This is a genomic window from Streptomyces manipurensis (genome assembly GCF_049570255.1).
Taxonomy (GTDB): domain Bacteria; phylum Actinomycetota; class Actinomycetes; order Streptomycetales; family Streptomycetaceae; genus Streptomyces; species Streptomyces manipurensis.
This window is the reverse complement of sequence record NZ_CP186950.1, coordinates 2,900,155-2,925,000: the sequence shown is the minus strand read 5'-3', so window position 1 is coordinate 2,925,000 and position 24,846 is coordinate 2,900,155. Positions and strand designations below refer to the sequence as shown.

General features: G+C 71.0%; 19 protein-coding genes and 2 rRNA genes (1 of these 21 only partly in view). 12 read left to right on the top strand and 9 right to left on the bottom strand.

All coding sequences use genetic code 11. The features are described 5' to 3' along the window. The 3 genes from ACPU2J_RS13360 to ACPU2J_RS13350 all read left to right on the top strand — a co-directional run. Positions 1–2,725 (top strand): 23S ribosomal RNA (locus ACPU2J_RS13360) (it extends 394 nt beyond the left edge of the window). Between the two features lie 76 nt (positions 2,726–2,801). Beyond that, a 5S ribosomal RNA gene (gene rrf / locus ACPU2J_RS13355) occupies positions 2,802–2,918 on the top strand. Positions 2,919–3,081: 163 nt separating this feature from the next. Beyond that, positions 3,082–3,588, top strand: coding sequence for a hypothetical protein (locus ACPU2J_RS13350; protein WP_361595568.1), 507 nt, complete (start codon positions 3,082–3,084; stop codon positions 3,586–3,588). A gap of 63 nt (positions 3,589–3,651) precedes the next feature. Here ACPU2J_RS13350 and ACPU2J_RS13345 read toward each other — a convergent pair whose 3' ends face one another. The 6 genes from ACPU2J_RS13345 to ACPU2J_RS13320 form a co-directional block, all read right to left on the bottom strand. Beyond that, positions 3,652–4,248, bottom strand: a complete 597-nt coding sequence (locus tag ACPU2J_RS13345) for a Uma2 family endonuclease (RefSeq protein WP_399823324.1) — start codon at positions 4,246–4,248, stop codon at positions 3,652–3,654. Positions 4,249–4,311: 63 nt separating this feature from the next. Further along, the gene (locus ACPU2J_RS13340; protein WP_420080623.1) at positions 4,312–5,622 is read right to left on the bottom strand and encodes a DUF58 domain-containing protein; all 1,311 of its coding nucleotides are present in this window, start codon (positions 5,620–5,622) and stop codon (positions 4,312–4,314) included. Further along, a complete protein-coding gene (locus tag ACPU2J_RS13335) occupies positions 5,622–6,608 on the bottom strand; it encodes an AAA family ATPase (protein WP_361595559.1) in 987 nt (328 codons plus the stop codon). Before ACPU2J_RS13335 ends, ACPU2J_RS13340 begins: the two co-directional genes overlap by 1 nt. Continuing rightward, on the bottom strand, positions 6,605–8,020 hold the full coding sequence (locus ACPU2J_RS13330; RefSeq protein ID WP_420080624.1) for a DUF4350 domain-containing protein: 1,416 nt from the start codon (positions 8,018–8,020) through the stop codon (positions 6,605–6,607). The genes ACPU2J_RS13335 and ACPU2J_RS13330 overlap by 4 nt, the downstream gene beginning before the upstream one ends. 164 nt (positions 8,021–8,184) lie before the next feature. After that, complete coding sequence (locus ACPU2J_RS13325) at positions 8,185–8,862, bottom strand: DUF4129 domain-containing protein (protein WP_420080625.1); 678 nt, start codon at positions 8,860–8,862, stop codon at positions 8,185–8,187. A 2-nt stretch (positions 8,863–8,864) separates the two neighbouring features. Continuing rightward, entirely contained in the window at positions 8,865–10,133 is a 1,269-nt protein-coding gene (locus tag ACPU2J_RS13320; RefSeq protein WP_399823329.1) for a glycerophosphoryl diester phosphodiesterase membrane domain-containing protein, read from the bottom strand. A 234-nt stretch (positions 10,134–10,367) separates the two neighbouring features. On the opposite strand from ACPU2J_RS13320, the gene mtrA reads away from it, so the two are divergent. The 6 genes from mtrA (at position 10,368) to ACPU2J_RS13290 (ending at position 17,693) form a co-directional block, all read left to right on the top strand. Next, positions 10,368–11,057: a two-component system response regulator MtrA gene (mtrA, locus tag ACPU2J_RS13315; protein WP_189973359.1), complete on the top strand. Its 690-nt coding sequence runs from the start codon at positions 10,368–10,370 to the stop codon at positions 11,055–11,057. Next, positions 11,026–13,011: an MtrAB system histidine kinase MtrB gene (gene mtrB / locus ACPU2J_RS13310; RefSeq protein WP_399823330.1), complete on the top strand. Its 1,986-nt coding sequence runs from the start codon at positions 11,026–11,028 to the stop codon at positions 13,009–13,011. The genes mtrA and mtrB overlap by 32 nt, the downstream gene beginning before the upstream one ends. Further along, entirely contained in the window at positions 13,001–14,878 is a 1,878-nt protein-coding gene (locus tag ACPU2J_RS13305) for an LpqB family beta-propeller domain-containing protein (RefSeq protein ID WP_399823331.1), read from the top strand. The genes mtrB and ACPU2J_RS13305 overlap by 11 nt, the downstream gene beginning before the upstream one ends. A 78-nt stretch (positions 14,879–14,956) precedes the next feature. Further along, positions 14,957–15,751, top strand: coding sequence for a ComF family protein (locus ACPU2J_RS13300; protein WP_399315227.1), 795 nt, complete (start codon positions 14,957–14,959; stop codon positions 15,749–15,751). A 293-nt stretch (positions 15,752–16,044) separates the two neighbouring features. Beyond that, positions 16,045–16,740 (top strand): ribosome hibernation-promoting factor, HPF/YfiA family, encoded by a 696-nt coding sequence (gene hpf / locus ACPU2J_RS13295; protein WP_389073480.1) that lies wholly within the window; start codon positions 16,045–16,047, stop codon positions 16,738–16,740. A 191-nt stretch (positions 16,741–16,931) separates the two neighbouring features. Next, positions 16,932–17,693 carry a response regulator transcription factor gene (locus tag ACPU2J_RS13290; RefSeq protein WP_361595543.1) on the top strand — a complete coding sequence of 254 codons (762 nt, stop codon included), beginning with the start codon at positions 16,932–16,934 and terminating at the stop codon, positions 17,691–17,693. Positions 17,694–17,744: 51 nt separating this feature from the next. On the opposite strand, the gene ACPU2J_RS13285 is transcribed toward ACPU2J_RS13290, so the two are convergent. Next, positions 17,745–18,929, bottom strand: coding sequence for a winged helix-turn-helix domain-containing protein (locus ACPU2J_RS13285; RefSeq protein ID WP_420080628.1), 1,185 nt, complete (start codon positions 18,927–18,929; stop codon positions 17,745–17,747). 38 nt (positions 18,930–18,967) lie between these two features. Then, complete coding sequence (locus tag ACPU2J_RS13280; RefSeq protein ID WP_423833297.1) at positions 18,968–19,561, bottom strand: GNAT family N-acetyltransferase; 594 nt, start codon at positions 19,559–19,561, stop codon at positions 18,968–18,970. Between the two features lie 239 nt (positions 19,562–19,800). On the opposite strand from ACPU2J_RS13280, the gene secA reads away from it, so the two are divergent. Further along, positions 19,801–22,602: a preprotein translocase subunit SecA gene (gene secA / locus ACPU2J_RS13275; RefSeq protein ID WP_420080630.1), complete on the top strand. Its 2,802-nt coding sequence runs from the start codon at positions 19,801–19,803 to the stop codon at positions 22,600–22,602. Positions 22,603–22,715: 113 nt separating this feature from the next. On the opposite strand, the gene ACPU2J_RS13270 is transcribed toward secA, so the two are convergent. Next, positions 22,716–23,192, bottom strand: coding sequence for an Rv3235 family protein (locus ACPU2J_RS13270; protein ID WP_420080631.1), 477 nt, complete (start codon positions 23,190–23,192; stop codon positions 22,716–22,718). Positions 23,193–23,494: 302 nt separating this feature from the next. Here ACPU2J_RS13270 and ACPU2J_RS13265 point away from each other — a divergent pair, with 302 nt between their 5' ends. After that, entirely contained in the window at positions 23,495–23,995 is a 501-nt protein-coding gene (locus tag ACPU2J_RS13265; RefSeq protein ID WP_420080632.1) for a DUF6912 family protein, read from the top strand. After that, positions 23,992–24,657, top strand: a complete 666-nt coding sequence (locus tag ACPU2J_RS13260) for an HAD family hydrolase (protein WP_420080633.1) — start codon at positions 23,992–23,994, stop codon at positions 24,655–24,657. Before ACPU2J_RS13265 ends, ACPU2J_RS13260 begins: the two co-directional genes overlap by 4 nt. Positions 24,658–24,846: the final 189 nt, after the last annotated feature.

Genomic DNA, 24,846 nt, shown 5'->3' with positions numbered 1-24,846 from the left:
GGTCCGGCGTAGAGGGTAAGACCCCCGTAGCTGAAATCTGTACGGCTTGCTTGCTCATCTCCCAAGTAGCACGGGGCCCGAGAAATCCCGTGTGAATCTGGCGGGACCACCCGCTAAGCCTAAATATTCCCTGGTGACCGATAGCGGATAGTACCGTGAGGGAATGGTGAAAAGTACCGCGGGAGCGGAGTGAAATAGTACCTGAAACCGTGTGCCTACAAGCCGTGGGAGCGTCGGATACAGCTTGCTGTATCTCGTGACTGCGTGCCTTTTGAAGAATGAGCCTGCGAGTTAGCGGTGTGTAGCGAGGTTAACCCGTGTGGGGAAGCCGTAGCGAAAGCGAGTCCGAACAGGGCGATTGAGTTGCACGCTCTAGACCCGAAGCGGAGTGATCTAGCCATGGGCAGGTTGAAGCGGAGGTAAGACTTCGTGGAGGACCGAACCCACCAGGGTTGAAAACCTGGGGGATGACCTGTGGTTAGGGGTGAAAGGCCAATCAAACTCCGTGATAGCTGGTTCTCCCCGAAATGCATTTAGGTGCAGCGTCGTGTGTTTCTTGCCGGAGGTAGAGCACTGGATAGGCGATGGGCCCTACCGGGTTACTGACCTTAGCCAAACTCCGAATGCCGGTAAGTGAGAGCACGGCAGTGAGACTGTGGGGGATAAGCTCCATGGTCGAGAGGGAAACAGCCCAGAGCATCGACTAAGGCCCCTAAGCGTACGCTAAGTGGGAAAGGATGTGGAGTCGCAGAGACAACCAGGAGGTTGGCTTAGAAGCAGCCACCCTTGAAAGAGTGCGTAATAGCTCACTGGTCAAGTGATTCCGCGCCGACAATGTAGCGGGGCTCAAGCGTACCGCCGAAGTCGTGTCATTGCAGCAATACTCCCAACGGAGGCTGTGATGGGTAGGGGAGCGTCGTGTGCCGGGTGAAGCAGCAGCGGAAGCTAGTTGTGGACGGTTCACGAGTGAGAATGCAGGCATGAGTAGCGATACACACGTGAGAAACGTGTGCGCCGATTGACTAAGGGTTCCTGGGTCAAGCTGATCTGCCCAGGGTAAGTCGGGACCTAAGGCGAGGCCGACAGGCGTAGTCGATGGACAACCGGTTGATATTCCGGTACCCGCTTTGAAACGCCCAATATCGAATCAGGCGATGCTAAGTCCGTGAAGCCGTTCCGGACCCTTCGGGGAAAGGAAAGTGGTGGAGCCGACGAACCAGACTTGTAGTAGGTAAGCGATGGGGTGACGCAGGAAGGTAGTCCAGCCCGGGCGGTGGTTGTCCCGGGGTAAGGGTGTAGGCCGAGGGGTAGGCAAATCCGTCCCTCATTAAGGCTGAGACCTGATGCCGAGCCGATTGTGGTGAAGTGGATGATCCTATGCTGTCGAGAAAAGCCTCTAGCGAGTTTCATGGCGGCCCGTACCCTAAACCGACTCAGGTGGTCAGGTAGAGAATACCGAGGCGTTCGGGTGAACTATGGTTAAGGAACTCGGCAAAATGCCCCCGTAACTTCGGGAGAAGGGGGGCCATCACTGGTGATCGGACTTGCTCCGTGAGCTGGGGGTGGCCGCAGAGACCAGCGAGAAGCGACTGTTTACTAAAAACACAGGTCCGTGCGAAGCCGTAAGGCGATGTATACGGACTGACGCCTGCCCGGTGCTGGAACGTTAAGGGGACCGGTTAGTGACCTTTCGGGGTTGCGAAGCTGAGAACTTAAGCGCCAGTAAACGGCGGTGGTAACTATAACCATCCTAAGGTAGCGAAATTCCTTGTCGGGTAAGTTCCGACCTGCACGAATGGCGTAACGACTTCTCGACTGTCTCAACCATAGGCCCGGTGAAATTGCACTACGAGTAAAGATGCTCGTTTCGCGCAGCAGGACGGAAAGACCCCGGGACCTTTACTACAGTTTGATATTGGTGTTCGGTTCGGCTTGTGTAGGATAGGTGGGAGACTTTGAAGCAGCCACGCCAGTGGTTGTGGAGTCGCCGTTGAAATACCACTCTGGTCGTGCTGGATGTCTAACCTCGGTCCGTGATCCGGATCAGGGACAGTGTCTGATGGGTAGTTTAACTGGGGCGGTTGCCTCCCAAAGGGTAACGGAGGCGCCCAAAGGTTCCCTCAGCCTGGTTGGCAATCAGGTGTTGAGTGTAAGTGCACAAGGGAGCTTGACTGTGAGACCGACGGGTCGAGCAGGGACGAAAGTCGGGACTAGTGATCCGGCGGTGGCTTGTGGAAGCGCCGTCGCTCAACGGATAAAAGGTACCCCGGGGATAACAGGCTGATCTTCCCCAAGAGTCCATATCGACGGGATGGTTTGGCACCTCGATGTCGGCTCGTCGCATCCTGGGGCTGGAGTCGGTCCCAAGGGTTGGGCTGTTCGCCCATTAAAGCGGTACGCGAGCTGGGTTTAGAACGTCGTGAGACAGTTCGGTCCCTATCCGCTGTGCGCGTAGGAATATTGAGAAGGGCTGTCCCTAGTACGAGAGGACCGGGACGGACGAACCTCTGGTGTGCCAGTTGTCCTGCCAAGGGCATGGCTGGTTGGCTACGTTCGGGAGGGATAACCGCTGAAAGCATCTAAGCGGGAAGCCTGCTTCAAGATGAGTATTCCCACCTCCTTGAGAGGGTAAGGCTCCCAGTAGACGACTGGGTTGATAGGCCAGATGTGGAAGCCCGGTAACGGGTGAAGCTGACTGGTACTAATAGGCCGAGGGCTTGTCCTCAGTTGCTCGCGTCCACTGTGTTAGTTCTGAAATAACGAACGGCTGTGAAAACACCAGCGTTCAAATTTCATAGTGTTTCGGTGGTCATAGCGTTAGGGAAACGCCCGGTTACATTCCGAACCCGGAAGCTAAGCCTTTCAGCGCCGATGGTACTGCAGGGGGGACCCTGTGGGAGAGTAGGACGCCGCCGAACAATCATTGTGGGAAAGCCCCGCACCAGCCCTTTCGAGGGTTCGGTGCGGGGCTTTTCTGCGTTCCGGGGGCGTTGGGGGATCCGGTTCGGGCGAAACCCGGCGGAAGCGGAAGCGTTGTTCATATGATGTGCCTCCTTCAAGGAGCTCGGGGTGGGGGCACGGATGCGTACAGTCGACGGCAGACGCACGCGAGGCATGGTCAAGAGGCTCTTGGTCGGGCTGCTGGTGGCGGGCGTCACCGTCGCCTGCGGGCCGGCGGAGGGCGACGGGCCGGCGGTGTCGCTGCCACCGGCAGCGACCTCGGTGTCCCCGTCACAGACCTCCGCCGAGCCGTCCCTTTCGGCCTCGCCCTCTCCGTCGGCGACGCCCACGCCTTCGGCGTCCCCCTCGCCGGCCGTTGCCCCGCCGAGCCCGGCGGCCCCTGCGGCGACGCGTACGGCCGACCCGAAGCCGCCCGCCCCACGGACGACCAAGCCGGCCGCGCCGGCCACGACGAAGGCGCCGCCCCCGCCGGCCAAGGCCGAGTGCGAGATCGTCTCCAACGCCGGGAACTGCTACAACGCGGGACAGTTCTGCCGCAAGGCCGACCTGGGCCGGTCCACCCACGCGGGGAACGGCCGCATGATCCACTGCCGCATGGACGGCAGCCAGCCGCGCTGGCAGTACTAGAGCCGGATCCGACACGCAGAAGAGCCCCGCACCCGACGGTGCGGGGCTCTTCTGCACAGTGGCTCACCAGTCGGCGGGGTAGCTCTTGAGGCTGCTGGTGTCGAGCGTCCAGCGCCCGGCGGTGACGGTGTCCCCGAAGGCATAGGGGACGGTCTTCCGGAAGCGGGTGCCGTCGGGACCCGGTGAGGTGTCGCTGTGCACGGTGACAGTCTGCTTGTCCTTGCGGGGATCCACGACCACGTACAAGGGAACCCCCATGCGCGGATAGTCGAGCAGTTTGTCGCGGACGTCGGTGAGCGAATTCGTGCGGGAGACGACCTCGATCACCATCAGGACATCACGGGAGTTGACGACTTTGGCCGTGTCGTCGGCGTCTTCCTCTGCGATGACCATGAGGTCCGGCACTTTGGTCAGACCGGTGAGCGGGTCGCCCATGTTGGTGTCGCTGAGCGCCATGACTTCCGGAGTCTGGGCCTCGATCTGGCGGCGCAGCCGCACCACGTTGAGCCCGTGCGGAGCTGTTGGGCTCATCATGGTGAGGAAGATCTGACCGTCGGTGGTCTGCACCTTCCACTGGTCCTCTTGCTGCTCGGCCAGCTCCGCGAGCTGCTCCGCGAAGTCGTGCATGCGACGCATCTGCTCGGGGGTGAGGTCAGCCATGGGTCCTCCTGAGGGGTGCCGTACCAGGGTATCCAGCCGCTGGGGCGGCCGAGGGTACGCGGGCTACAGGCGGCCGGCGGCTTTCAGGGAGAGGTAGGCGTCCGCCAGGGACGGGGCCAGGGTGTCCGGGGTGGCGTCGACGACGTGGACGCCGTGGCGGGCGAGCTGGTCGGCCGTGCGGCGGCGCTGGGCCCGGGTCTGGGTGGCGGCCGCGGCTTCGTAGACCGCGTCCACCGTGCCGCGGGCCTCGCTCATCGCGGCCACGCGCGGGTCCGCGACCGAGGCCAGCAGAACCGTGTGGCGCTGGGTGAGACGGGGGAGGAGCGGTAGCAGGCCCTCTTCGATCGGGGCCGCGTCCAGGCTCGTCAGGAGGACCACGAGTGACCTGCGCGGGGCGCTGCGCAGGGCGGTGGAGACCAGGGTGCGGGCGTCCGTCTCGACCAGTTCCGGTTCGAGGGTGGCCATGGCGTTCACGAACGACGGGAGGATGTCCGCGGCGGCCCGGCCCTGGACCTGGGCGCGGGTGCGGCGGTCGTGGGCGAGGAGGTCCACGCGGTCGCCGGCGCGGGTGGCGAGCGCCGCCAGCAGCAGGGCCGCGTCCATGGAGGAGTCCAGGCGGGGGGCGTCGCCGACGCGGCCCGCCGAGGTGCGGCCGGTGTCCAGGCAGATCAGGATGTGCCGGTCGCGTTCGGGGCGCCAGGTGCGGACGGCCACCAGGTGCCGGCGGGCCGTGGCGCGCCAGTCGATCGAGCGGGTGTCGTCGCCGGGCACGTAGTCGCGCAGGCTGTCGAACTCGGTGCCCTCGCCGCGGGTCAGGACGCTCGTACGGCCGTCCAGCTCGCGCAGCCGCGCCAGGCGGGACGGGAGGTGCTTGCGGCTGGTGAACGGGGGCAGGACACGGACCGTCCACGGGACGACGTGGGAGGCCTGGCGGGCCCACAGGCCGAGCGGGCCGTACGAGCGGATCGTCACGCGGTCCGCGTGGCGGTCACCGCGGCGGGTGGGGAGCAGGCGGGTGGTCAGCCGGCGGCGTTCGCCGGGCGGGACGACCACCCGGTGGCGGGAGGCCTCGGTCTCGGTGCCGGGGACCCAGCTGCTCGGGGGCCAGGCGTCGCGGACCCGGGCCCGCAGCGGGCGCCGGCCCGGGTTGGTGACGGTCAGGTGGACGTCCGCGGTCTCGCCGAGACGGACGGAGGTGTCGCCGGAGCGGGCCAGGACGAGGCTGCGTACGGGTGCGGCCAGCGTGTGGTCGAGTGCGCAGGCCAGGGCCAGCGAGCCGTTGACCGCCAGCAGACCCGCCCAGCTCGGCTCCAGGACGCCGACCGGGATGCTGCCGAGGGCCGCGAGGAGGGCGGCGCGTCCGGTGAGGGCCATCAGCGGGGCACGGGGACGTGGGACAGGATCGCCGAGATGACGGCGTCGGCGGTGACGCCCTCCATCTCCGCCTCGGGACGCAGCTGGACGCGGTGGCGCAGCGTGGGGAGGGACAGGGCCTTGACGTCGTCGGGGGTGACGTAGTCACGGCCGGTGAGCCAGGCCCACGCGCGGGACGTGGCGAGGAGGGCGGTGGCGCCGCGGGGGGAGACGCCGAGGACGAGCGAGGGCGATTCCCGGGTGGCGCGGCAGATGTCGACGACGTACCCGGCGATCTCGGGGGAGACGGCGACGCGGGCGACGGCCTCGCGGGCCGCTTCGAGCTGGGCGGGACCCGCGACGGGGCGGATGCCGGCGGCCTTGAGGTCGCGGGGGTCGAAGCCGGCGGCGTGCCGGGTCAGGACGCCGATCTCGTCCTCGCGGGAGGGGAGCGGCACGGTGAGCTTGAGGAGGAAGCGGTCCAACTGGGCTTCCGGGAGCGGGTACGTGCCCTCGTACTCGACGGGGTTCATCGTCGCGGCGACGAGGAAGGGGTCCGGGAGGCGACGGGGGGTGCCGTCCACGGTGACCTGGCGTTCCTCCATGGCCTCGAGGAGGGAGGACTGGGTCTTGGGAGGGGTCCGGTTGATCTCGTCGGCGAGGAGGAGGTTGGTGAAGACCGGGCCGTCCTGGAAGGAGAACTCGGCGGTGCGGGCGTCGTAGACGAGTGAGCCGGTGACGTCGCTGGGCATCAGGTCGGGGGTGAACTGGACGCGCTTGGTGTCCAGTTCGAGGGAAGCTGCCAGGGCCCGCACGAGGAGGGTCTTGGCGACGCCGGGAACGCCTTCGAGGAGGACGTGGCCGCGGCACAGCAGGGCGACGACGAGCCCGGTGACGGCGGAGTCCTGCCCGACCACGGCCTTGCCGATCTCGGTGCGGAGCGCTTCGAGGGAAGCGCGGGCGCTGTCCGCGGTCGCGGCCGTGGACTCGGTGGCCGGGTACGTCATGACGTGCGGACCTCTCTTTCGAGGGCGTCGAGGTGGTCGGCGAGCGCGACGAGGGCCGCGTCGTCGGAGGGGGTGGTGCCGAAGAGGAGTGCGGTCAGGTCCCGCTGCCCGCCGGGGAGACGGGCGGAGACGGCCGGGACCAGGGCGGTGGGCTCGTGGGCGCGGGTCTGCGGTACGCCGAGCAGTGCGGCGAGGCGTTCGCGGGAGGCGGCGCGCAGCACGGTCGCGGCGCGGTCGCGGGCGCCGGCCTTGCGGTAGAGGCGGGCGCGGCCCTCGGTGGCCTCGGAGGCGCGGACGGCGACGGGGAGCCGCTCGGTGACGAGCGGGCCCAGCCGGCGGGCGCGCCACAGGGCCGCGAGGACTGCGGCGACGAGCAGTTGGAGCAGGGCCCAGGACCAGCCGGCGGGGACGAGTTCGAGGAGGCTCTTGTCCTCGTCGGAGCCGGTCACGGGGTCGGAGTCGGCGAGCGACGGCATGTACCAGACGAGGTCGGACCGGGTGCCGAGGAGCTGGAGGGCGAGGGAGGCGTTGCCCTCCTCGGCGAGGCTCTCGTTGAGGAGGATCGTCGCGGAGCCGAGGAGGACGGTGTCGCCGCCGGTGGTGGCGGAGGGCAGCACGAGCAGGGTGGGGTGGCCGCCGCTCGGGTAGCAGGCGGTGGCCCCGGGCAGGGTGGTGCCGTAGCGGAGGTCGCCGCCGGTGCCGGCGCGGCCGGCGGAGGTGGCCGCGGGCAGGGAGCAGGCCGGTGCGAGGTCGTCGGTGTCGGCGGAGCCTTCGGTGCGGACGCCGGGGGAGAGGTCGGTGAGGCTGTGGCCGCCCGGGGCGAGGAGCACGGTGCGTCCGCCGGAGAGGTCCATGGCCGAGCGGATGACGCTGCGCTGGCTGCTGCCGAGCCGGTCCGGGTCGGTGACCAGGAGGGTCGTGCCGGGGCCGGTGGCGTCGGCGGCCTCGCGGGCGGTGGTGACGACGCGGGTGGTGACGCCGCGCTCCTTCAGGAGCTCGGCGACGGCGCGGCTGCCGGTGGGGTCGGCGGAGCGGGGGTCGAGGTGGCCGTGGCGGGTGCCGGAGTTGAGGGCGGCCATAAGGAGGGCGCCTGCGGCGAGCACGGCGACGAGGGCGGCGGTGCGGCGGATCCTGCGGACGCCCGTGCCGGGGGCTTGGCCGTGGGGGCGGGGTTCGGCGGGGGCGGTCGTGCCGACGCCCGTGCCGGGGGCTGTGGCGGGGCCAGGGGCGGTGGTCGTGGCTGGGCCGGTGACGGTGCCTGGGGCCGGGTTGGTGGGGCTCGTCGTGGTGGACGGAGCGGGTGCGGTGGGGCCGGGGGCGCGCCGGGGCGTCTCCTCGGACGCCGAGCGGGGCTCGGGGTCGGAAGGCGCGGCGGCGGTGCGTTCGGCGTCCTGCGGGGAGCGCTCCGACACACCCCCGGCCCCTGCGGGCTCCGGGTGGGGGGACCGCGGCTCGGCCCCGGCTGCCGTGAGGTCCGCGTTACCGGCCTCCGCGGGTTCTGGGTGGGCGGTCTGCGGCGCGGTCCCGGGTGCCGTGGGCCGGCCCGCGTTCTCGGTGGGCTCTTGGGTGGGGCCGGTCATGCGGTGGGTCCCGTCAGGAGCGGCTTGGCGTGGTTCACGGCGAGGTCGAGGGCGCGCAGGCGGGCGTAGGTGTCGGCGTCGGCGGTGCGGCCGCCGTAGGTGACGTCGTCGAAGGCGCGGGCGGCGGCGCGGAGGGCCTCGGCGTGGTCGGGCAGGGAGCGGGCGGCTTCGGCGGCGGCCTCGTCGGCGGTGCGGCCCGGGCGGGGGTCGAGGAGGGTGCGCTCCTCCAGGGAGCGGACGAGGGCGCGCATGCGTTCCTGGACGGCTTCGGTCCAGCGGCCCGCGGCGGCGTGGGCGTCGGCGGCGGCCCGGTGGTCGTCCGCGCTGCGGACGCCGTCGGGGAAGAGCCGGCCCGTGGTGGTGGGGGTGCGGCGGGGGGAGCCGAGCCGCCACCACAGGGCGGTGGCGGCCAGTGCGACGAGGAGGACCACGGCCACGAGGCCGACGGCGCCGCCGGGAGTGGCCCCGGCGGCGGCGCCGAACAGGTCGTCGAGCCAGTCGAAGAAGGCGCGCAGGGCGCGGTCGACGAGGCTCGGGTCGTTCTCGTGGTAGATCGGCTTGGACAGTTCGCGTTCGGCCGCCTCGCGGGCGGCTTCGCGCGGTGTCGTGACCGGTGGTGTCTCCGCGCCCGGCAGGAGTGCCGCGGCGCGGGTGACGAGGCCCCCCGTGCTCATCGTCAGCCTCCGGTGGTGCCGTAGTTCTCGATGCCGGCGGCCCGGGCCAGTTCCAGGTCGAGGCCCTCGCGGCGGATGCGCTGGTCGACGTAGAGGAGGACGGTCACGCCGGACTGGATCGGCATGATGATGGTCTGCGCGATGATCAGGCCGATGGCGGAGAAGATCAGCGGTCCCCAGGCGTTCTGGGCGCTGCCGTCCTCCAGGGCGTCGAGGCCGCCGCCGAACGCCAGCATTCCGATCACCTGGAACGGGCCCACGACGATCATCGCGACGATGAAGGCGATGACGCTGGTGAGGAGCGTGATGCCGAAGATGCGCCACCAGGCGCCCTGGACGAGCTTGGAGGAGCGGGCGAAGGCCTTGATGACCGTGCTCCGCTCCAGCATCAGGGCGGGGGAGGCCAGGGTGAACTTGATCCCGAGCCAGATGACGAGCGGCAGCCAGGCGAGGACGCCGAGGACGCCCAGGCCGACGCTGCCGGCCAGGATGCCGGGGGCGACGAGCACGGCTCCGAGGAGCAGGGCGCCGAGGGCCATCAGCAGGGTGAGGCCGATCAGGCGCAGCAGCTGGGGACGGGCGTCCTGCCAGGCCTCGGAGACCGAGGAGTGACGGCCGAGGACGGCCCGGCTGAAGATCATCGTGAGCATGGCGGTGACCACGAGGGTGCCGAGGACCTGGAGGAACTGCGCGATCGCCGATACGGCGAGGGTGCTGCCCAGGGTGTTGCCGAGGCTGTCGAGAGCCTCTTCGGCGGTCATGTCGTCGGAGGGAGCGAAGACGACGTCGTCGAGCATGAACTTCTGCACGAGGACCGTGATCACCTGGACGATCGTGGCGACGACCAGGGTGATGGGCACGACGGAGCGCCAGTGGGTGCGCATGGTGGCGACCGAGCCGTCGAGGATCTCGCCGAGGCCGAGGGGGCGCAGGGGGATCACGCCGGGCTTGGCGGCCGGGGGCAGCTGGCCCCACTGGCCGGGGCCGCCGGGGTAGCCGTACTGGCCGACGTACGGGGTGCCGGGCTGCTGGCCCCAGCCCCGCTGGGACTGGGCCCGTGCGGGGGCCGGCGGGGTGGCGGGCGGCGTCGTGCCGGGGTTCGACCACTGGCCGGGCGGGGGCTGCTCGGCGGACCACTTCGGGCCGTCGGGCTGTGCGGGGGGTGTGGGCTGCTGCGCGCCGCCGTCGGTGCCGGGTCGGTCGGCGGGGGTTCCCGGCCGCTCGCCGTCGGACGGAGATCCGGGCGTAGCCCAGCCCGGAGAGTCGTTCATCGTCGCTCCTTCAGGTGCACCTGCTGCGGCGGGGGCGCTGGTCGCTGCCATCGTGCCATGTGAGGGACCCGAACGGACCAGCCGTCCCCCCGGATCCGCGGCCGCCCGTGCCTTCAATTGTCCCCCGGATCCGAGGCAGACTGGTGGGGCTGATCTCCACGCAGGTCCGAGGGTCGATTTCCAGCCCTTTTGGCTGTGGGACAGCTCACCGCCGGGTAACGATTGGCTAATGGGATGATGTCAAGCATGAAGGGACGCGTCCTTGTCGTCGACGACGACACCGCACTGGCCGAGATGCTCGGCATCGTGTTGCGTGGAGAAGGTTTCGAGCCGTCGTTCGTAGCGGACGGTGACAAGGCACTTGCTGCTTTCCGGGAGGCGAAGCCCGATCTGGTGCTGCTCGACCTCATGCTGCCCGGACGGGACGGCATAGAGGTGTGCAGGCTGATCCGGGCAGAGTCCGGCGTGCCGATCGTCATGCTGACCGCCAAGAGCGACACGGTGGACGTGGTTGTGGGCCTGGAGTCCGGGGCCGACGACTACATCGTCAAGCCGTTCAAGCCGAAGGAGCTGGTGGCCCGCATCCGGGCCCGACTGCGCCGGTCGGAGGAGCCCGCGCCCGAGCAGCTGGCCATCGGTGACCTGGTCATCGACGTGGCGGGGCACTCGGTCAAGCGTGACGGCGCTTCCATCGCCCTGACGCCGCTCGAGTTCGACCTGCTGGTCGCGCTCGCGCGCAAGCCCTGGCAGGTGTTCACCCGCGAGGTGCTGCTGGAGCAGGTCTGGGGCTACCGTCACGCGGCGGACACCCGCCTGGTCAACGTGCACGTCCAGCGTCTGCGCTCCAAGGTCGAGAAGGACCCCGAGCGCCCCGAGATCGTCGTGACGGTGCGTGGTGTCGGCTACAAGGCCGGACCCAGCTGACGTGCAGACCGGTGCGTCCGGTGGGAGCCGGAGCGGTTCCCGCCGGTGGAACCTGCGGGCGGGCCGCCTGCTCCGCGGCGGGGCACCCGCCGGGCGCGTGCTGCGGCTGTTCGTACGGCTCGTACGGCGGCCGCTGCTGCCGGCCGTCCGGCTGTGGCGGCGCAACATCCAGCTGCGGGTCGTGGCCGCGACCCTGCTGATATCGCTGTCGGTGGTCCTCGCGCTGGGCTTCGTCGTCATCGCGCAGGTCAGCAAGGGCCTCCTCGACGCGAAGGAGGAGGCCGCGCAGAGCCAGGCCGCGGGCGGGTTCGCGGTGGCCCAGGAGAAGGCCAACACCCCGGCGACCGCGGACGGCCCCGACGCGGCGGACAGCAAGGTGGGCCGGGACGCCAGTACGTGGATGAACTCCCTGGTCAAGCAGCTCGCCAGTGGTGGCCAGACGGCCTTCGAGGTGGCCGCGCTGGGGGCCGGTACGGGGGAGCAGACCCAGCCGGGCGCCCAGGGCGTCCGCGGTGCCCGCGCGTCGGGCAACGTGGACCCGACGGCCAGCGTGCCGCTGCGGCTGCGGCAGGCCGTCAACCACGCCACCGGCACCTTCAAGACCTTCTCGGAGATCCGCTACACCAGCGGCGCCGAGCAGAAGCAGCCCGAACCGGCCCTGGTGGTGGGCAAGCGGCTCACCGACATCAACGGCGACCCCTACGACCTGTACTACCTCTTCCCGCTGACGCAGGAGGAGGAGTCCCTCAACCTGGTCAAGAGCACCATCGCCACCGCGGGCCTGTTCGTGGTGGTGCTGCTCAGCGGTATCGCGTGGCTGGTGGTGCGGCAGGTCGTCAGCCCGGTCCGGATGGCCGCCGGGATCGCCGAGCGGCTCTCGGCGGGCCGGCTGCAGGAGCGGATGAAGGTCACCGGTGAGGACGACATCGCGCGCCTGGGCGAGGCCTTCAACAAGATGGCGCAGAACCTCCAGAACAAGATCCAGCAGCTGGAGGAGCTGTCGCGGATGCAGCGCCGGTTCGTCTCGGACGTCAGCCACGAGCTGCGGACCCCGCTGACGACGGTGCGGATGGCCGCGGACGTCATCCACGACGCCCGGGTCGACTTCGACCCGGTCACCGCGCGCTCTGCGGAGCTGCTCGCGGGGCAGCTCGACCGCTTCGAGTCGCTCCTCGCCGACCTCCTGGAGATCAGCCGCTTCGACGCCGGGGCCGCGGCCCTGGAGGCGGAGCCCATCGACCTGCGCGACGTCGTGCGGAGGGTCATCGACGGGGCGGAGCCGCTCGCCGAGCACAAGGGGACCCGGATCCGGGTCCTCGGCGACACCCAGCCGGTGATCGCCGAGGCCGACGCGCGGCGCGTCGAGCGGGTGCTGCGCAACCTCGTCGTCAACGCCGTGGAGCACGGCGAGGGCCGGGACGTGGTGGTCCGGCTCGCGTCCGCCGGCGGCGCCGTCGCCATCGCCGTGCGGGACTACGGCGTCGGTCTCAAGCCGGGTGAGGCCACCCGGGTCTTCAACCGCTTCTGGCGGGCCGACCCGGCGCGGGCGCGCACCACGGGAGGGACCGGTCTCGGCCTGTCCATCGCGGTCGAGGACGCGCGGCTGCACGGCGGCTGGCTGCAGGCCTGGGGCGAGCCGGGCGGCGGTTCGCAGTTCCGGCTGACGCTGCCGCGTACGGCGGACGAGCCGCTGCGGGGTTCGCCGATCCCGCTGGAGCCCGAGGATTCCCGGGCGAACCGGGCCAAGGCCGCCGCCGAGGCCGCGGGCCGCTCGGCCGCGCCGGAGCGGTCGTCGGCCGAGGGTGCGGACCGTTCGCCCATACCGCCGAGGTCGCCGGTGGCCGGAGCCGTTCCGGTGCCCGCCGACCCGACGGCACTGCCGGGGTCCGGGGCCAGGGTGGTGGCCCGTCCCGCCGATCAGGCACAACAGGAGGACCGAGCCGATGGACGCTGAGCCCGTGGACGCGCGATCGGGGAGCGCACGGGCCGGGGGGCGGCGCCTGCGGACCGTACGGGCCTGTGCCTGCGGTACGGCCGGCCTGCTGCTGGCCGGCTGTGCCTCCATGCCCTCCAGCGGGGAGATCCGCCCGGTGCAGGCGTCGCAGGGCGTCGACTCGGCGGTACGGGTGTTCGGTGTGCCGCCGGCGGACAAGGCCAGCCCGGCGGAAATCGTCGACGGCTTCCTGGAGGCGATGACCAGCGACGACCCGCAGCTGGAGACGGCCCGCAAGTACCTGACCGAGGCCGCCGCGAAGAACTGGAAGCCCGGCTCGGCCGTCACCGTGCTCTCCTCCGGCCTGGACCGAGTGCCCACGCGGGGCGAGAAGGACCCGGAGGGGCCGCCGCGCTGGAAGGTGAGCGGGAAGAAGCTCGGGACCGTCGACGAGCGCAGCGCCTACCAGCCGGAGACCGGCAACGGGCAGTACGAGGAGATCCTGCAGCTGGTCCAGAACGAGGACAAGCAGTGGCGGATCTCGACGCCGCCGAGCGGTCTGGTGCTCAGCGAGTCGGACTTCCAGCGCATCTACATGCCGGTCAACAAGTACTACTTCGCGGGCGGCACCCTGGTCGCCGACCCGGTGTACGTGCGCCAGCGCACCGATCCCGATTCGCGGATGGACCCCACCACGCAGGCCGTCCAGTCGCTGCTGGCCGGACCGTCGCGGTGGCTCGCGCCCGTGGTGGAGTCGAGCTTCCCCACCGGTACGGAGCTGCGCGCGGGCACCAAGTCCCTTTCGTACGACGGCCAGAACACGCTGCGGGTGCCGCTGAACGACAAGGCCGCCAACGTGGCGCAGCCGCAGTGCAAGAAGATGGCCACCCAGCTGCTCTACACGGTCAAGGAGCTGACGGGCTCGCGGCTCGACCAGGTCGAGCTGCTGCGTTCCGACGCCAAGTCCTCGTCGCTGTGCTCGGTGACGGCGGTGAGTGCGGACGGGATCGCGAACCGGCCGAAGATCCCCGAGTTCCAGTACTTCGTCGACGACGAGAAGCGGCTGGTGCGGATCCGTCTCGACGCGGGCGGTGAGGACCTGCAGCCGAAGGCGGAGCCGGTGCCGGGGCAGCTGGCTTCGCTGCCGCCCTTCAAGGTGAGCTCGGCCGCCGTGTCGTACGACGAGCGCCGTGCGGCGGTGGTGTCGGAGGACGGCCACGGGCTGTACGTGGTGTCGCTGGGCGGTGGCGGGCCGATGCCGCAGCCGGTGGCGCTCGGCAAGGGCGGCAAGGCGGAGACCCTGACCGCGCCGAGCTGGGACGGTGCGGGTGACGTGTGGGTCGCCGACGGCGACGCGCAGACCCCGGGGCTGTGGCGGGTGCCGGGCGGTACCGGGGCGGCCGAGAAGGTGCAGGTGGCGGGCCTGGACGGGCGGATCGTCTCGTTGAAGGTGTCCGCGGACGGGGCGCGGATCGCGCTGCTGGTGGAGCAGCCGGGCAACCGCAAGACCCTCTACGTGGGGCGGGTGGAGCGGCCCGACGGCAAGGCGGACATCTCGGCGGTGTCGGTGCGCGAGCTGCGCAAGGCGGCGCCGCAGATGGTCGACGTGGCGGCGATGAGCTGGGCGCCGCGGGGCCGGCTGCTGGTGGTGGGCCGGGAGAACCGCGGGGTGCAGCAGGCCCGCTACATGCTGGCGGACGGGTCCATGGTCGCGGCGAGCCTGCCGGGGGCGACGGGGCTGTCGGCGGTGACGGTCGCGGCCACGGAGGACGAGGCGAAGCCGAAGCCGGTGGTGGCGTACTCGGACGACGACGGGATCGTGTGGCTGCCGCCGGGTGCGCAGTGGCGGACGGTGGCGGGCGGCAAGGCGCCGGTCTACCCGGGCTGACCCGGGGGTGCCGGGCCCGCCCGCGGCGCGTCGTCCACAGGGGTGGCGGCCGGTGTCCGGGCCCGTCAGGGTGGGCTCATGCGGGGGTGGTGGCAGGAGCTGGCCGGGCTGGTGCTGCCGGTCGACTGCGCGGGGTGCGGGGCGCCGCGCGTGCCGGTCTGCGCCGGGTGCCGGGCCCTGCTGGGAGGGGCCGGGGCGGGGCGGGTGCGGCCTTCTCCGTGCCCCGGGGGGCTGCCGGTGGTGCAGGCGGCCGCCGTCTACGAGGGAGCCGTACGGGCCCTGCTGCTGGCGCACAAGGAGCGCGGGGCGCTGCCGCTGGCCGGGGTGCTCGGCGCCGGGCTGGCGGCGGCGGTCCTGGCGGGCGGTGCGGCGTACGGCCCGGGCGGGGTGGTGCTGGTCCCGGTCCCGTCGGCGCGGCGGCAGGTGCGGGCGCGCGGGCACGATCCGGCGCGCAGGATCGCGCTGGCCGCGGCGGGGCGGTTGCGGCGGGCCGGTGTGGGGGCGCGGGTGGCGCCCGTGCTGGGGCTGCGGCGGGCGGTGGCGGACCAGGCGGGGCTGGGTGCGCGGGAGCGCCGGGAGAACCTCGCGGGGGCGCTGGCGGTGCGCCGTGGCGGGGCCCGGGTGACGGGCGGGGCGCCGGTGGTGCTGGTGGACGACGTGATGACGACCGGGGCGACGCTGGCGGAGGCGGCCAGGGCGGTGCGTGCGGCGGGGTTGGCGGGCCCGGGAGGGGGCAGTGGTGCAGGAGGCCGGGGTGCCGGTGCGGGGGTGCTGCGGGCGGCTGTGGTGGCCGCGCCGGGTGCCTCGTTCGCATGTTCTGCTCCGGGTGGCGCGGCGGCTCGCGGGCCGGCCCGGGAAAAATCTTGTGAATAGATTTGGAACTGGAGGGGAAGGCCCATCGTTGCAGGTAGTACGAGGGAACAGTCACCTGACTGGAAGTACGTGCCGGTAGCGGGTGCCGACAACCGTCATAGAGGGATATGTTCGGTTGTAAGGAACTCAGGAGGCTGTCTCCCGACTCCGAAGTCGGTGGGGTTTCGATCTCGCTGATGGGGGAGGAGGAGGTGAAAGTCGCCAAGTCCGAGGCTCCGGCGTTCACCGGAGTCTGGTGCGAAAGGGAGACGCTTCGCCCCGACGGGCGGAGCTATCCGGGAACGGAGTTCTGCGTGGACATCGTCGTCAAGGGCCGCAAGACCGAGGTGCCCGAGCGGTTCCGCAAGCACGTGGCCGAGAAGCTGAATCCGGAGCGGATCCAGAAGCTCGACGCCAAGGTGATCAGCTTGGACGTCGAGGTGTCCAAGGAGCACAACCCGCGCCAGGCCGACCGTTCCGACCGCGTGGAGATCACCCTGCGTTCGCGGGGCCCGGTGATCCGTGCCGAGGCCGCCGCCGCCGACCCGTACGCGGCGCTCGACCTCGCTCAGGACAAGCTGGAGGCCCGGCTGCGCAAGCAGCACGACAAGCGTTTCACCCGCCGCGGCAGCGGCCGGATCTCGGCGGCCGAGGTCGCCGACGTGGTGCCGGGCGTCGCCTCGCTCAACGGCAGTGGCCAGGTGGTCACCGAGGAGAAGACGGACGGCGTTCCGATCACCCGGATCGGATCCATCGAGGTGCAGGGCGAAGGCCCGCTGATCGTCCGCGAGAAGACGCACTCGGCCGCGCCCATGTCGCTCGACCAGGCTCTGTACGAGATGGAGCTGGTCGGCCACGACTTCTACCTGTTCGTCGACTCCGAGACGAAGTTGCCCAGTGTCGTCTACCGGCGGCACGCGTACGACTACGGCGTCATCCACGTCAACCCCGACGGTGCCTCCAGCTCGGAGGAACCGCGGGGCGGCGCGGGCGGCGCGCTCGGCGGCTGAGCGGGTCGAAACCGCTGCCCCCGCGGGGCGCTTCGGCGCCCCGCGGGGGCATTTGCATGACGGGTATGCGCCAGGAGGGTCGCAGGCTTCCCCCGCGGCGTGCCGTGGGCATGGAATCATGGCGGGCAGTCAACCGGCTGCGGAGCGTGTCCGGTTGGCTCACCAGCTCAGCTCATGCAGGGGGAGGAACGATGGCGGACACCTTCGGTCCGGTGCGCGGGGAAGGCCCCGACCGCCGCGGGGCGGACCCGTCGGCGGGCCCGTCGGCGGAGCCCGCAGGTTCTCCGGCCGGGGAGCCCATCAGGGTGCTCGTGGTCGACGACCACGCGCTGTTCCGGCGCGGTCTGGAGATCGTCCTCGCCCAGGAGGAGGACATCCAGGTCGTCGGCGAGGCCGGCGACGGCGCGGAGGCGGTGGACAAAGCGGCCGACCTGCTGCCGGACATCGTCCTCATGGACGTGCGGATGCCGCGGCGCGGCGGGATCGAGGCGTGCACCTCCATCAAGGAGGTGGCCCCCTCCGCGAAGATCATCATGCTGACGATCAGCGACGAGGAGGCGGACCTCTACGACGCGATCAAGGCGGGCGCGACGGGATACCTGCTCAAGGAGATCTCCACGGACGAGGTGTCCACGGCGATCCGGGCGGTGGCCGACGGCCAGTCGCAGATCAGCCCGTCGATGGCGTCGAAGCTCCTCACCGAGTTCAAGTCGATGATCCAGCGGACCGACGAGCGGCGGCTGGTGCCGGCGCCGAGGCTCACCGACCGGGAGCTGGAGGTCCTGAAGCTGGTGGCGACCGGCATGAACAACCGTGACATCGCCAAGGAGTTGTTCATCTCCGAGAACACGGTGAAGAACCACGTCCGCAACATCCTGGAGAAGCTGCAGCTGCACTCCAGGATGGAGGCGGTGGTCTACGCGATGCGCGAGAAGATCCTGGAGATCCGCTAGGCCCGGCCTCCGGCCTCTGGCCCACCGGGCCGGGCCGGAGCCGGGAGCGGGTCAGCCGCCCAGCGCGGCCAGTTCGGCCGTGACGGCCGCGGCCTCGGCCGCGTCCTGCGCGCGCTCCACGCGGACCGCGTCGCAGCCGACCCACTCCGCGGCCTCCCGCAGGGCCCGCGCCATCGCCGGTGCGGCCTTCGGGGTGGTCAGGGAGAGCTGCCGGGCCACCAGGGTGCGGCCCTCGCGGGCCGGGTCGACCCGGCCCTGGAGCAGGCCGCCCGCCAGCAGCGGCATCGCGAAGTAGCCGTGTATCCGCTTGGGCTTGGGGACGTAGGCCTCCAGGCGGTGCGTGAACCCGAAGATCCGCTCCGTGCGCGGGCGGTCCCAGACCAGGGAGTCGAACGGGGAGAGCAGCGTCGTGCGGTGCCGGCCGCGGGGCGCGTCCGCGAGGGCGGAGGGATCCGCCCAGGCGGGCTTGGACCAGCCCTGCACCTCCACCGGGACCAGGCCGGAGTCGGCGACGACGGCGTCGAACTCCTCGCCCTTGAGCCGGTGGTAGTCGGCGATGTCCGCGCGGGTGCCGACGCCCAGGGAGCGGCCGGCCAGGGCGACCAGGCGGCGCAGGCACTCGCGGTCGTCCAGATCGTCGTGGAGGAGCGCGTCGGGCACGGCCCGCTCGGGCAGGTCGTAGACCCGCTTCCAGCCGCGGCGCTCGCTGCACACCACCTCGCCGGTGTCGAGGAGCCACTCCACCGCGATCTTGGTCTCGGACCATTCGAACCACTCGCCGCCGTTCTTGGCGCCGCCCAGCTCGGTGGAGGTGAGCGGGCCGTCGGCCCGCAGCCGGTCCAGGACGGCCCTCGTCGACTGCTGCTTGTCCTCCAGGATGTGCCAGCGGTGGCCGCGCGCCCGGTTGGCGCGGCGGCGGAACGCGAAGTGCGGCCACTCCTCGATGGGCAGGATGCAGGCGGCGTGCGACCAGTACTCGAAGGCGTGCCGGTCGGTCCAGTAGGCCTGCTCGACTGCGGTGCGGCCCACCGCGCCGAGCCGGGCGTACGGGATCAGCTCGTGGGAGCGGGCCAGGACGGAGATGGTGTCCAGCTGGACGGCGCCCAGGTGGCGCAGGACCCCGCGGACACCCCCGCGCCGGTCGGGGGCGCCGAGGAAGCCCTGCGCGCGCAGGGCGATCCGGCGGGCCTCGTCGGCGGACAGGGACACGGTCGGCGGCGGCAGCACGGCGGTCATGCGCCGAAGCCTAGGCGGTGGCACCGACAGCGCCGCTCCTAGCGGCCGGCCGCCGGGAGGTAGGGGAGGGACGGGGTGAGGTCCAGGTCCTCGGGGAGCAGGGCGCCGATCCAGCAGTCGCGGGCCGTGCCGCGCTGGAGGATGCCCGCCCGCAGCAGGCCCTCGACCCGGAAGCCGGCCTTCTCGGCGACGGCGCGGGAGCCCGCGTTGCCGACCTCGGCGCGCCATTCGAGCCGTACGATGCCGAGCTCGGTGAAGACCCAGCGGGCGACGGCGAGCACGGCCTCGGTCATGTAGCCGTTGCCGCGGTGCTCCTTCACCGCCCAGTAGCCGACCTCGGTGCTCTCCGCGGTGTGGAGGTGCACGCCGATGGCCGCGACCAGCGGTCCCTCGGCGTCCGCGCCGTCCGGGGCCCGGAGGCGGACGGCGAAGGGGTAGGCGGTGTCCTCGCGCCAGCCCGTGGGGACGATCTCGTTCACGAAGGCGTGCGCGTGGGTGCGCTCGTAGGGTGAGGGGACCTGGGTCCAGCGCTGGATGTCGGGGTCCTGCGCGGCCGCGTGCACCTCTTCCTCGTCGGCGGGGCGGAAGGGGCGCAGGACCAGCCGGTCCGTGGTGAGGGTGGTGGGCTCCATGCGCGGATTCTGCTGCCGGGGCCGTGCGCGGGGCGAACCCTTTTCGGGAATCCCCCGCGGGGGTGCGGCACCTTCGGTGTCCCCCGTACGTTCTCAATCCGGGCACCCGTGCCCCCGTGGGACGGCGGACCTCCCGACGCGGCCGCGTCCTCGCTTACGATGGCCGTTGCGGTGGGGCCCACCTGCCGTGCCCGGCTACGTAAAGTGCCCAGGCCCGACCGGCAAGGAGACCAGCCTCAGTGTCCGTCTTCAACAAGCTCATGCGTGCAGGCGAAGGCAAGATCCTGCGCAAACTGCACCGCATCGCGGACCAGGTCAACTCCATCGAAGAGGACTTCGTCAACCTCTCCGACGCCGAGTTGCGTGCCCTCACCGAGGAGTACAAGCAGCGCTTCCAGGACGGCGAGACCCTGGACGACCTGCTGCCCGAGGCCTTCGCGACCGTGCGCGAGGCGGCCAAGCGCGTCCTCGGCCAGCGGCACTACGACGTCCAGATCATGGGTGGCGCGGCGCTGCACCTCGGCTACGTGGCCGAGATGAAGACCGGTGAGGGCAAGACCCTCGTCGGCACGCTCCCCGCCTACCTGAACGCGCTGTCCGGCAAGGGCGTCCACCTGATCACGGTGAACGACTACCTGGCCGAGCGCGACTCCGAGCTGATGGGCCGGGTGCACAAGTTCCTCGGCCTGGAGGTCGGCTGCATCCTGGCGAACATGTCGCCGGCCCAGCGGCGCGAGCAGTACAACTGCGACATCACCTACGGCACGAACAACGAGTTCGGCTTCGACTACCTGCGCGACAACATGGCGTGGTCGAAGGACGAGCTGGTCCAGCGCGGCCACAACTTCGCCGTGGTCGACGAGGTCGACTCGATCCTCGTCGACGAGGCCCGCACCCCGCTGATCATCTCGGGTCCGGCGGACCAGGCCACGAAGTGGTACGCGGACTTCGCCAAGCTCGTCACCCGCCTGACCAAGGGCGAGGCCGGCCAGCCGCTCAAGGGCATCGAGGAGACCGGCGACTACGAGGTCGACGAGAAGAAGCGCACGGTCGGCATCCACGAGGCCGGTGTCGCCAAGGTCGAGGACTGGCTCGGCATCGAGAACCTCTACGAGTCGGTGAACACCCCGCTCGTCGGCTACCTGAACAACGCCATCAAGGCGAAGGAACTGTTCAAGAAGGACAAGGACTACGTCGTCATCGACGGCGAGGTCATGATCGTCGACGAGCACACCGGCCGTATCCTCGCCGGCCGCCGCTACAACGAGGGCATGCACCAGGCGATCGAGGCGAAGGAAGGGGTGGACATCAAGGACGAGAACCAGACCCTCGCCACGATCACCCTCCAGAACTTCTTCCGCCTGTACTCGAAGCTGTCGGGCATGACCGGTACGGCCATGACCGAGGCCGCCGAGTTCCACCAGATCTACAAGCTGGGCGTCGTCCCGATCCCGACGAACCGGCCGATGAAGCGCGTGGACCAGGCCGACCTGATCTACCGCACCGAGGTCGCGAAGTTCGCCGCCGTCGTCGACGACATCGCGGAGAAGCACGAGAAGGGCCAGCCGATCCTGGTCGGCACCACCTCGGTCGAGAAGTCCGAGTACCTCTCCCAGCAGCTGTCCAAGCGCGGCATCCCGCACGAGGTGCTCAACGCCAAGCAGCACGAGCGCGAGGCCGCGATCGTCGCCCAGGCCGGCCGCCGCGGCGCCGTCACGGTCGCCACGAACATGGCCGGCCGCGGTACGGACATCAAGCTCGGCGGCAACCCGGACGACCTGGCCGAGGCGGAGCTGCGCCAGCAGGGCCTGGACCCGGAGGAGCACATCGAGGAGTGGGCGCACGCCCTCCCCGCCGCGCTCACCCGGGCCGAGGCCGCGGTGAAGGCCGAGTTCGAGGACGTCAAGGACCTCGGCGGCCTGTACGTGCTGGGCACCGAGCGCCACGAGTCCCGCCGTATCGACAACCAGCTGCGCGGCCGTTCCGGCCGTCAGGGCGACCCGGGCGAGTCCCGCTTCTACCTGTCGCTGGGCGACGACCTGATGCGCCTGTTCAAGGCGCAGATGGTCGAGCGGGTCATGGCGATGGCGAACGTGCCGGACGACGTGCCGATCGAGAACAAGATGGTGACGCGTGCGATCGCGTCGGCCCAGTCGCAGGTCGAGACCCAGAACTTCGAGACGCGCAAGAACGTCCTGAAGTACGACGAGGTGCTCAACAACCAGCGCGAGGTCATCTACCGGGAGCGCCGCCGCGTGCTGGAGGGCGAGGACCTCCAGGAGCAGGTGCACCACATGATGGACGACACCATCGACGCGTACATCGCGGCCGAGACGGTCGAGGGCTTCGCCGAGGAGTGGGACCTGGAGCGCCTGTGGAACGCGTTCCGGCAGCTCTACCCGGTGAAGGTCACCATCGAGGAGCTGGAGGACGCCGCGGGCGACCGTGCGGGCATCACCGCCGAGTTCATCGCGGAGTCCGTCAAGGACGACATCCACGAGCAGTACGCGGCCCGCGAGAAGGCGCTCGGCTCCGAGATCATGCGTGAGCTGGAGCGCCGCGTGGTCCTGTCGGTGCTGGACCGCAAGTGGCGCGAGCACCTGTACGAGATGGACTACCTGCAGGAGGGCATCGGCCTGCGCGCGATGGCCCAGAAGGACCCGCTGGTCGAGTACCAGCGCGAGGGCTTCGACATGTTCAACGCCATGCAGGACGGCATCAAGGAGGAGTCCGTCGGCTACCTGTTCAACCTGGAGGTCCAGGTCGAGCAGCAGGTCGAGGAGCTTCCGGTGCAGGACGTGTCCCCGTCGCTGACGAAGGAGCCGGCGGCCGCCGCCCGTCCGGAGATCCGGGCGAAGGGCCTGGACGCGCCGCAGCGTCCGGACCGGCTGCACTTCTCGGCGCCGACGGTCGACGGCGAGGGCGGTGTGGTCGAGGGTGACTTCGACAGCGACTCCGCCGGGTCCGAGGGCGACGGCCTGACGCGGGCCGAGCGCCGCAAGGCGCAGAAGGCCGCGGGCGGGCGTCGCCGCAAGAAGTGACCCGTGACCCCGTGGGGGTCGTGGGCGTCGGCCGGGGCCGGACACCGAGGGGTGTCCGGCCCCGGCCGTTCCGCTTCCGCGGGGGCGGCGGGTGCGGTGCCGCGGGCGCGGGGTCACGGGAGGGGGCCGCTGATCTCGACGGCCGCGCAGCGCCAGCGCAGGTCGGGGCCCTGTTCCAGGCGGAACGCCATCGCGGTGAGGCGGTCGCCGGTGGAGATCCGGGCGAAGGCCTCGATGACGCCCGGGCCGGGGATGAAGCGTCCGCAGCGGCGGACGACCGGGGTCACCCGCTCGCGCAGGGGGTGCTCGGCGGGGGACAGGCTGACCAGCTGCTGGTAGGCGGGGCCGATGGTGTGCCCGAGGAGCGAGTGGACGGGCCGGCGGCCGCTGAGGACGGCCAGCAGGCGCTCGGCGAACCAGTGGTGCGGTCCGGTGCCGGGGGTGCGCGGGCCGCCGCCGGGGGTCCGCGAGGGCCCGGTGGGGCCCGCGGGGCGGCGGGAGTCGCGGCGGCCCGCGGGGCGGGTGCGGGAGCGCCCCGCGGGCCGGCGGCTGCCGTCGCTGCCGATCGTGCCGCGCGTCGTGGTGTCCATCGCGATCTGCCCCCGAACGTCCGGGCCCGGAGCGGTACCGGGCGGTAACTTGATGGGGGACTTCTACGGGCGGCCGAACACGCTCCGCAACCACCGCGGCGGCCGGGCCGGGGGCGGGCCACGTTCACCTATCCGGGTCGGCCGCCCCGGCGCCCCCGGCCCCCGGGCGACGGCGCCGCGTACCCGGAGGGACCGCCGCCACGGCCTGCCGCGCACCCCGATCGGGGACGGCTCCCGTCACCCTGCCGGCCCCGTCCGAGTCGTATCCTGGGGACGTTTCCGACTACCGAAAGCAGCCGGCCATGCGCGTGTACGTCCCCCTGACCCTCCCCGGGCTCGCCGAGGTGCACGCGGCGGGTGAGCTGGGCCCCGCCCCGCTGCGGGCGTACGCCGTCACCCCCGGGCTCCGCGACTGGTACGCGTCGGACGACATCGAGGAGCTGGAGTACGCGGCCCTCGGCCGGGCCGCCGCCGCCTCCCTGCGGATGCTCGCCGAGGACGCCGGCGCACCCCGCCGGCGGGTCGTCGTCGCCGTGGACGTCGACGACAAGGCCGCCGGAGCCGTCCCCGGGGCCGACGGGGACGGCCCGGGCCAGGTCGCCCTCGCCGCCGCCGTACGGCTGAGCGTGGCCGCCGCCGTGCACGTCGACGCCGACGACGCGGAGGAGGCCGTCGCGGCGGCCGCGGCCGCCCTCGGCAAGGCCGACGCCGGGGACGAGGACGCGCAGTCCGTCGTCGACGCGGCCGAGGACCACGAGCTGCTGTGGTTCGGCGTCCAGGAGATCCCGGGGCTGCTGAAGTGACGACCGCGAACCACATCGTCTGGGACTGGAACGGCACGCTGCTCCACGACATCGACGCCGTGATGGTGGCGACGAACGCCTCCTTCGCGGAGCTCGGCTTCGCGCCGATCACCCTGGAGACCTACCGCGAGCTGTACGTCGTACCGGTGCCGAAGTTCTACGAGCGGCTCATGGGCCGGCTGCCCACCGAGGAGGAATGGCTCCTCATGGACGAGACCTTCCACCGGCACTACTGGGCCGCCGCCGACGGCGCCGGGCTCGCCGAGGGTGCCCGCGACCTGCTCGCCGGATGGCAGCGCGACGGCCTCACCCAGTCCCTGCTGTCCCTCGCGCCCCACGAGAAGCTCATACCGCTGGTCCGCGCGCACGGCATCGACGGGCACTTCCTGCGCGTCGACGGGCGCACCGGCCCCTCGCACACCTCGAAGGCGGGCCACCTCGTACGCCACCTTCGGGCCCTGGACGGGACGGGAGTGACCGCGGACCGTACGGTCCTCATCGGAGACGCCGTCGACGACGCCCTCGCCGCCGCGCACGTGGGGGCCCGCGCCGTCCTCTACACGGGTGGTTCGCACAGCCGACGCAGTCTGGAATCGGCCGGGGTTCCCGTCGTGGACACCCTGGCGGAAGCCGTCCTGACAGCTCGCGAGCTGGCCGAATAACGACTGGACGGCGAGGTGACGGGCCGCTGCACGGACGGCCGGTCACGTCGCTGGCCAGAGTGTCAAAGTTCCACCCCAAGATTTGTACAGATGCAGCGAATGACGACTTGGGGGTAGGTCGGGATAGCCTTGTACCCGTGATCAGCGCGATATCCATCGGGGGCACTGGAGCCTCCGGCCTGCGCCCGG

Bases quoted from the DNA above. Each gene is read 5' to 3' on its own strand.
- ACPU2J_RS13300 (WP_399315227.1), top strand. From the start codon at position 14,957: ATGCGGGGGTGGTGGCAGGAGCTGGCCGGGCTGGTGCTGCCGGTCGAC.
- ACPU2J_RS13320 (WP_399823329.1), bottom strand. From the start codon at position 10,133: ATGAACGACTCTCCGGGCTGGGCTACGCCCGGATCTCCGTCCGACGGC.
- ACPU2J_RS13270 (WP_420080631.1), bottom strand. From the start codon at position 23,192: ATGGACACCACGACGCGCGGCACGATCGGCAGCGACGGCAGCCGCCGG.
- ACPU2J_RS13325 (WP_420080625.1), bottom strand. From the start codon at position 8,862: ATGAGCACGGGGGGCCTCGTCACCCGCGCCGCGGCACTCCTGCCGGGC.
- ACPU2J_RS13350 (WP_361595568.1), top strand. From the start codon at position 3,082: ATGCGTACAGTCGACGGCAGACGCACGCGAGGCATGGTCAAGAGGCTC.
- ACPU2J_RS13265 (WP_420080632.1), top strand. From the start codon at position 23,495: ATGCGCGTGTACGTCCCCCTGACCCTCCCCGGGCTCGCCGAGGTGCAC.
- ACPU2J_RS13335 (WP_361595559.1), bottom strand. From the start codon at position 6,608: ATGACGTACCCGGCCACCGAGTCCACGGCCGCGACCGCGGACAGCGCC.
- ACPU2J_RS13340 (WP_420080623.1), bottom strand. From the start codon at position 5,622: ATGGCCCTCACCGGACGCGCCGCCCTCCTCGCGGCCCTCGGCAGCATC.
- ACPU2J_RS13290 (WP_361595543.1), top strand. From the start codon at position 16,932: ATGGCGGACACCTTCGGTCCGGTGCGCGGGGAAGGCCCCGACCGCCGC.
- ACPU2J_RS13345 (WP_399823324.1), bottom strand. From the start codon at position 4,248: ATGGCTGACCTCACCCCCGAGCAGATGCGTCGCATGCACGACTTCGCG.
- ACPU2J_RS13280 (WP_423833297.1), bottom strand. From the start codon at position 19,561: ATGGAGCCCACCACCCTCACCACGGACCGGCTGGTCCTGCGCCCCTTC.
- ACPU2J_RS13285 (WP_420080628.1), bottom strand. From the start codon at position 18,929: ATGACCGCCGTGCTGCCGCCGCCGACCGTGTCCCTGTCCGCCGACGAG.
- ACPU2J_RS13305 (WP_399823331.1), top strand. From the start codon at position 13,001: ATGGACGCTGAGCCCGTGGACGCGCGATCGGGGAGCGCACGGGCCGGG.
- mtrA (WP_189973359.1), top strand. From the start codon at position 10,368: ATGATGTCAAGCATGAAGGGACGCGTCCTTGTCGTCGACGACGACACC.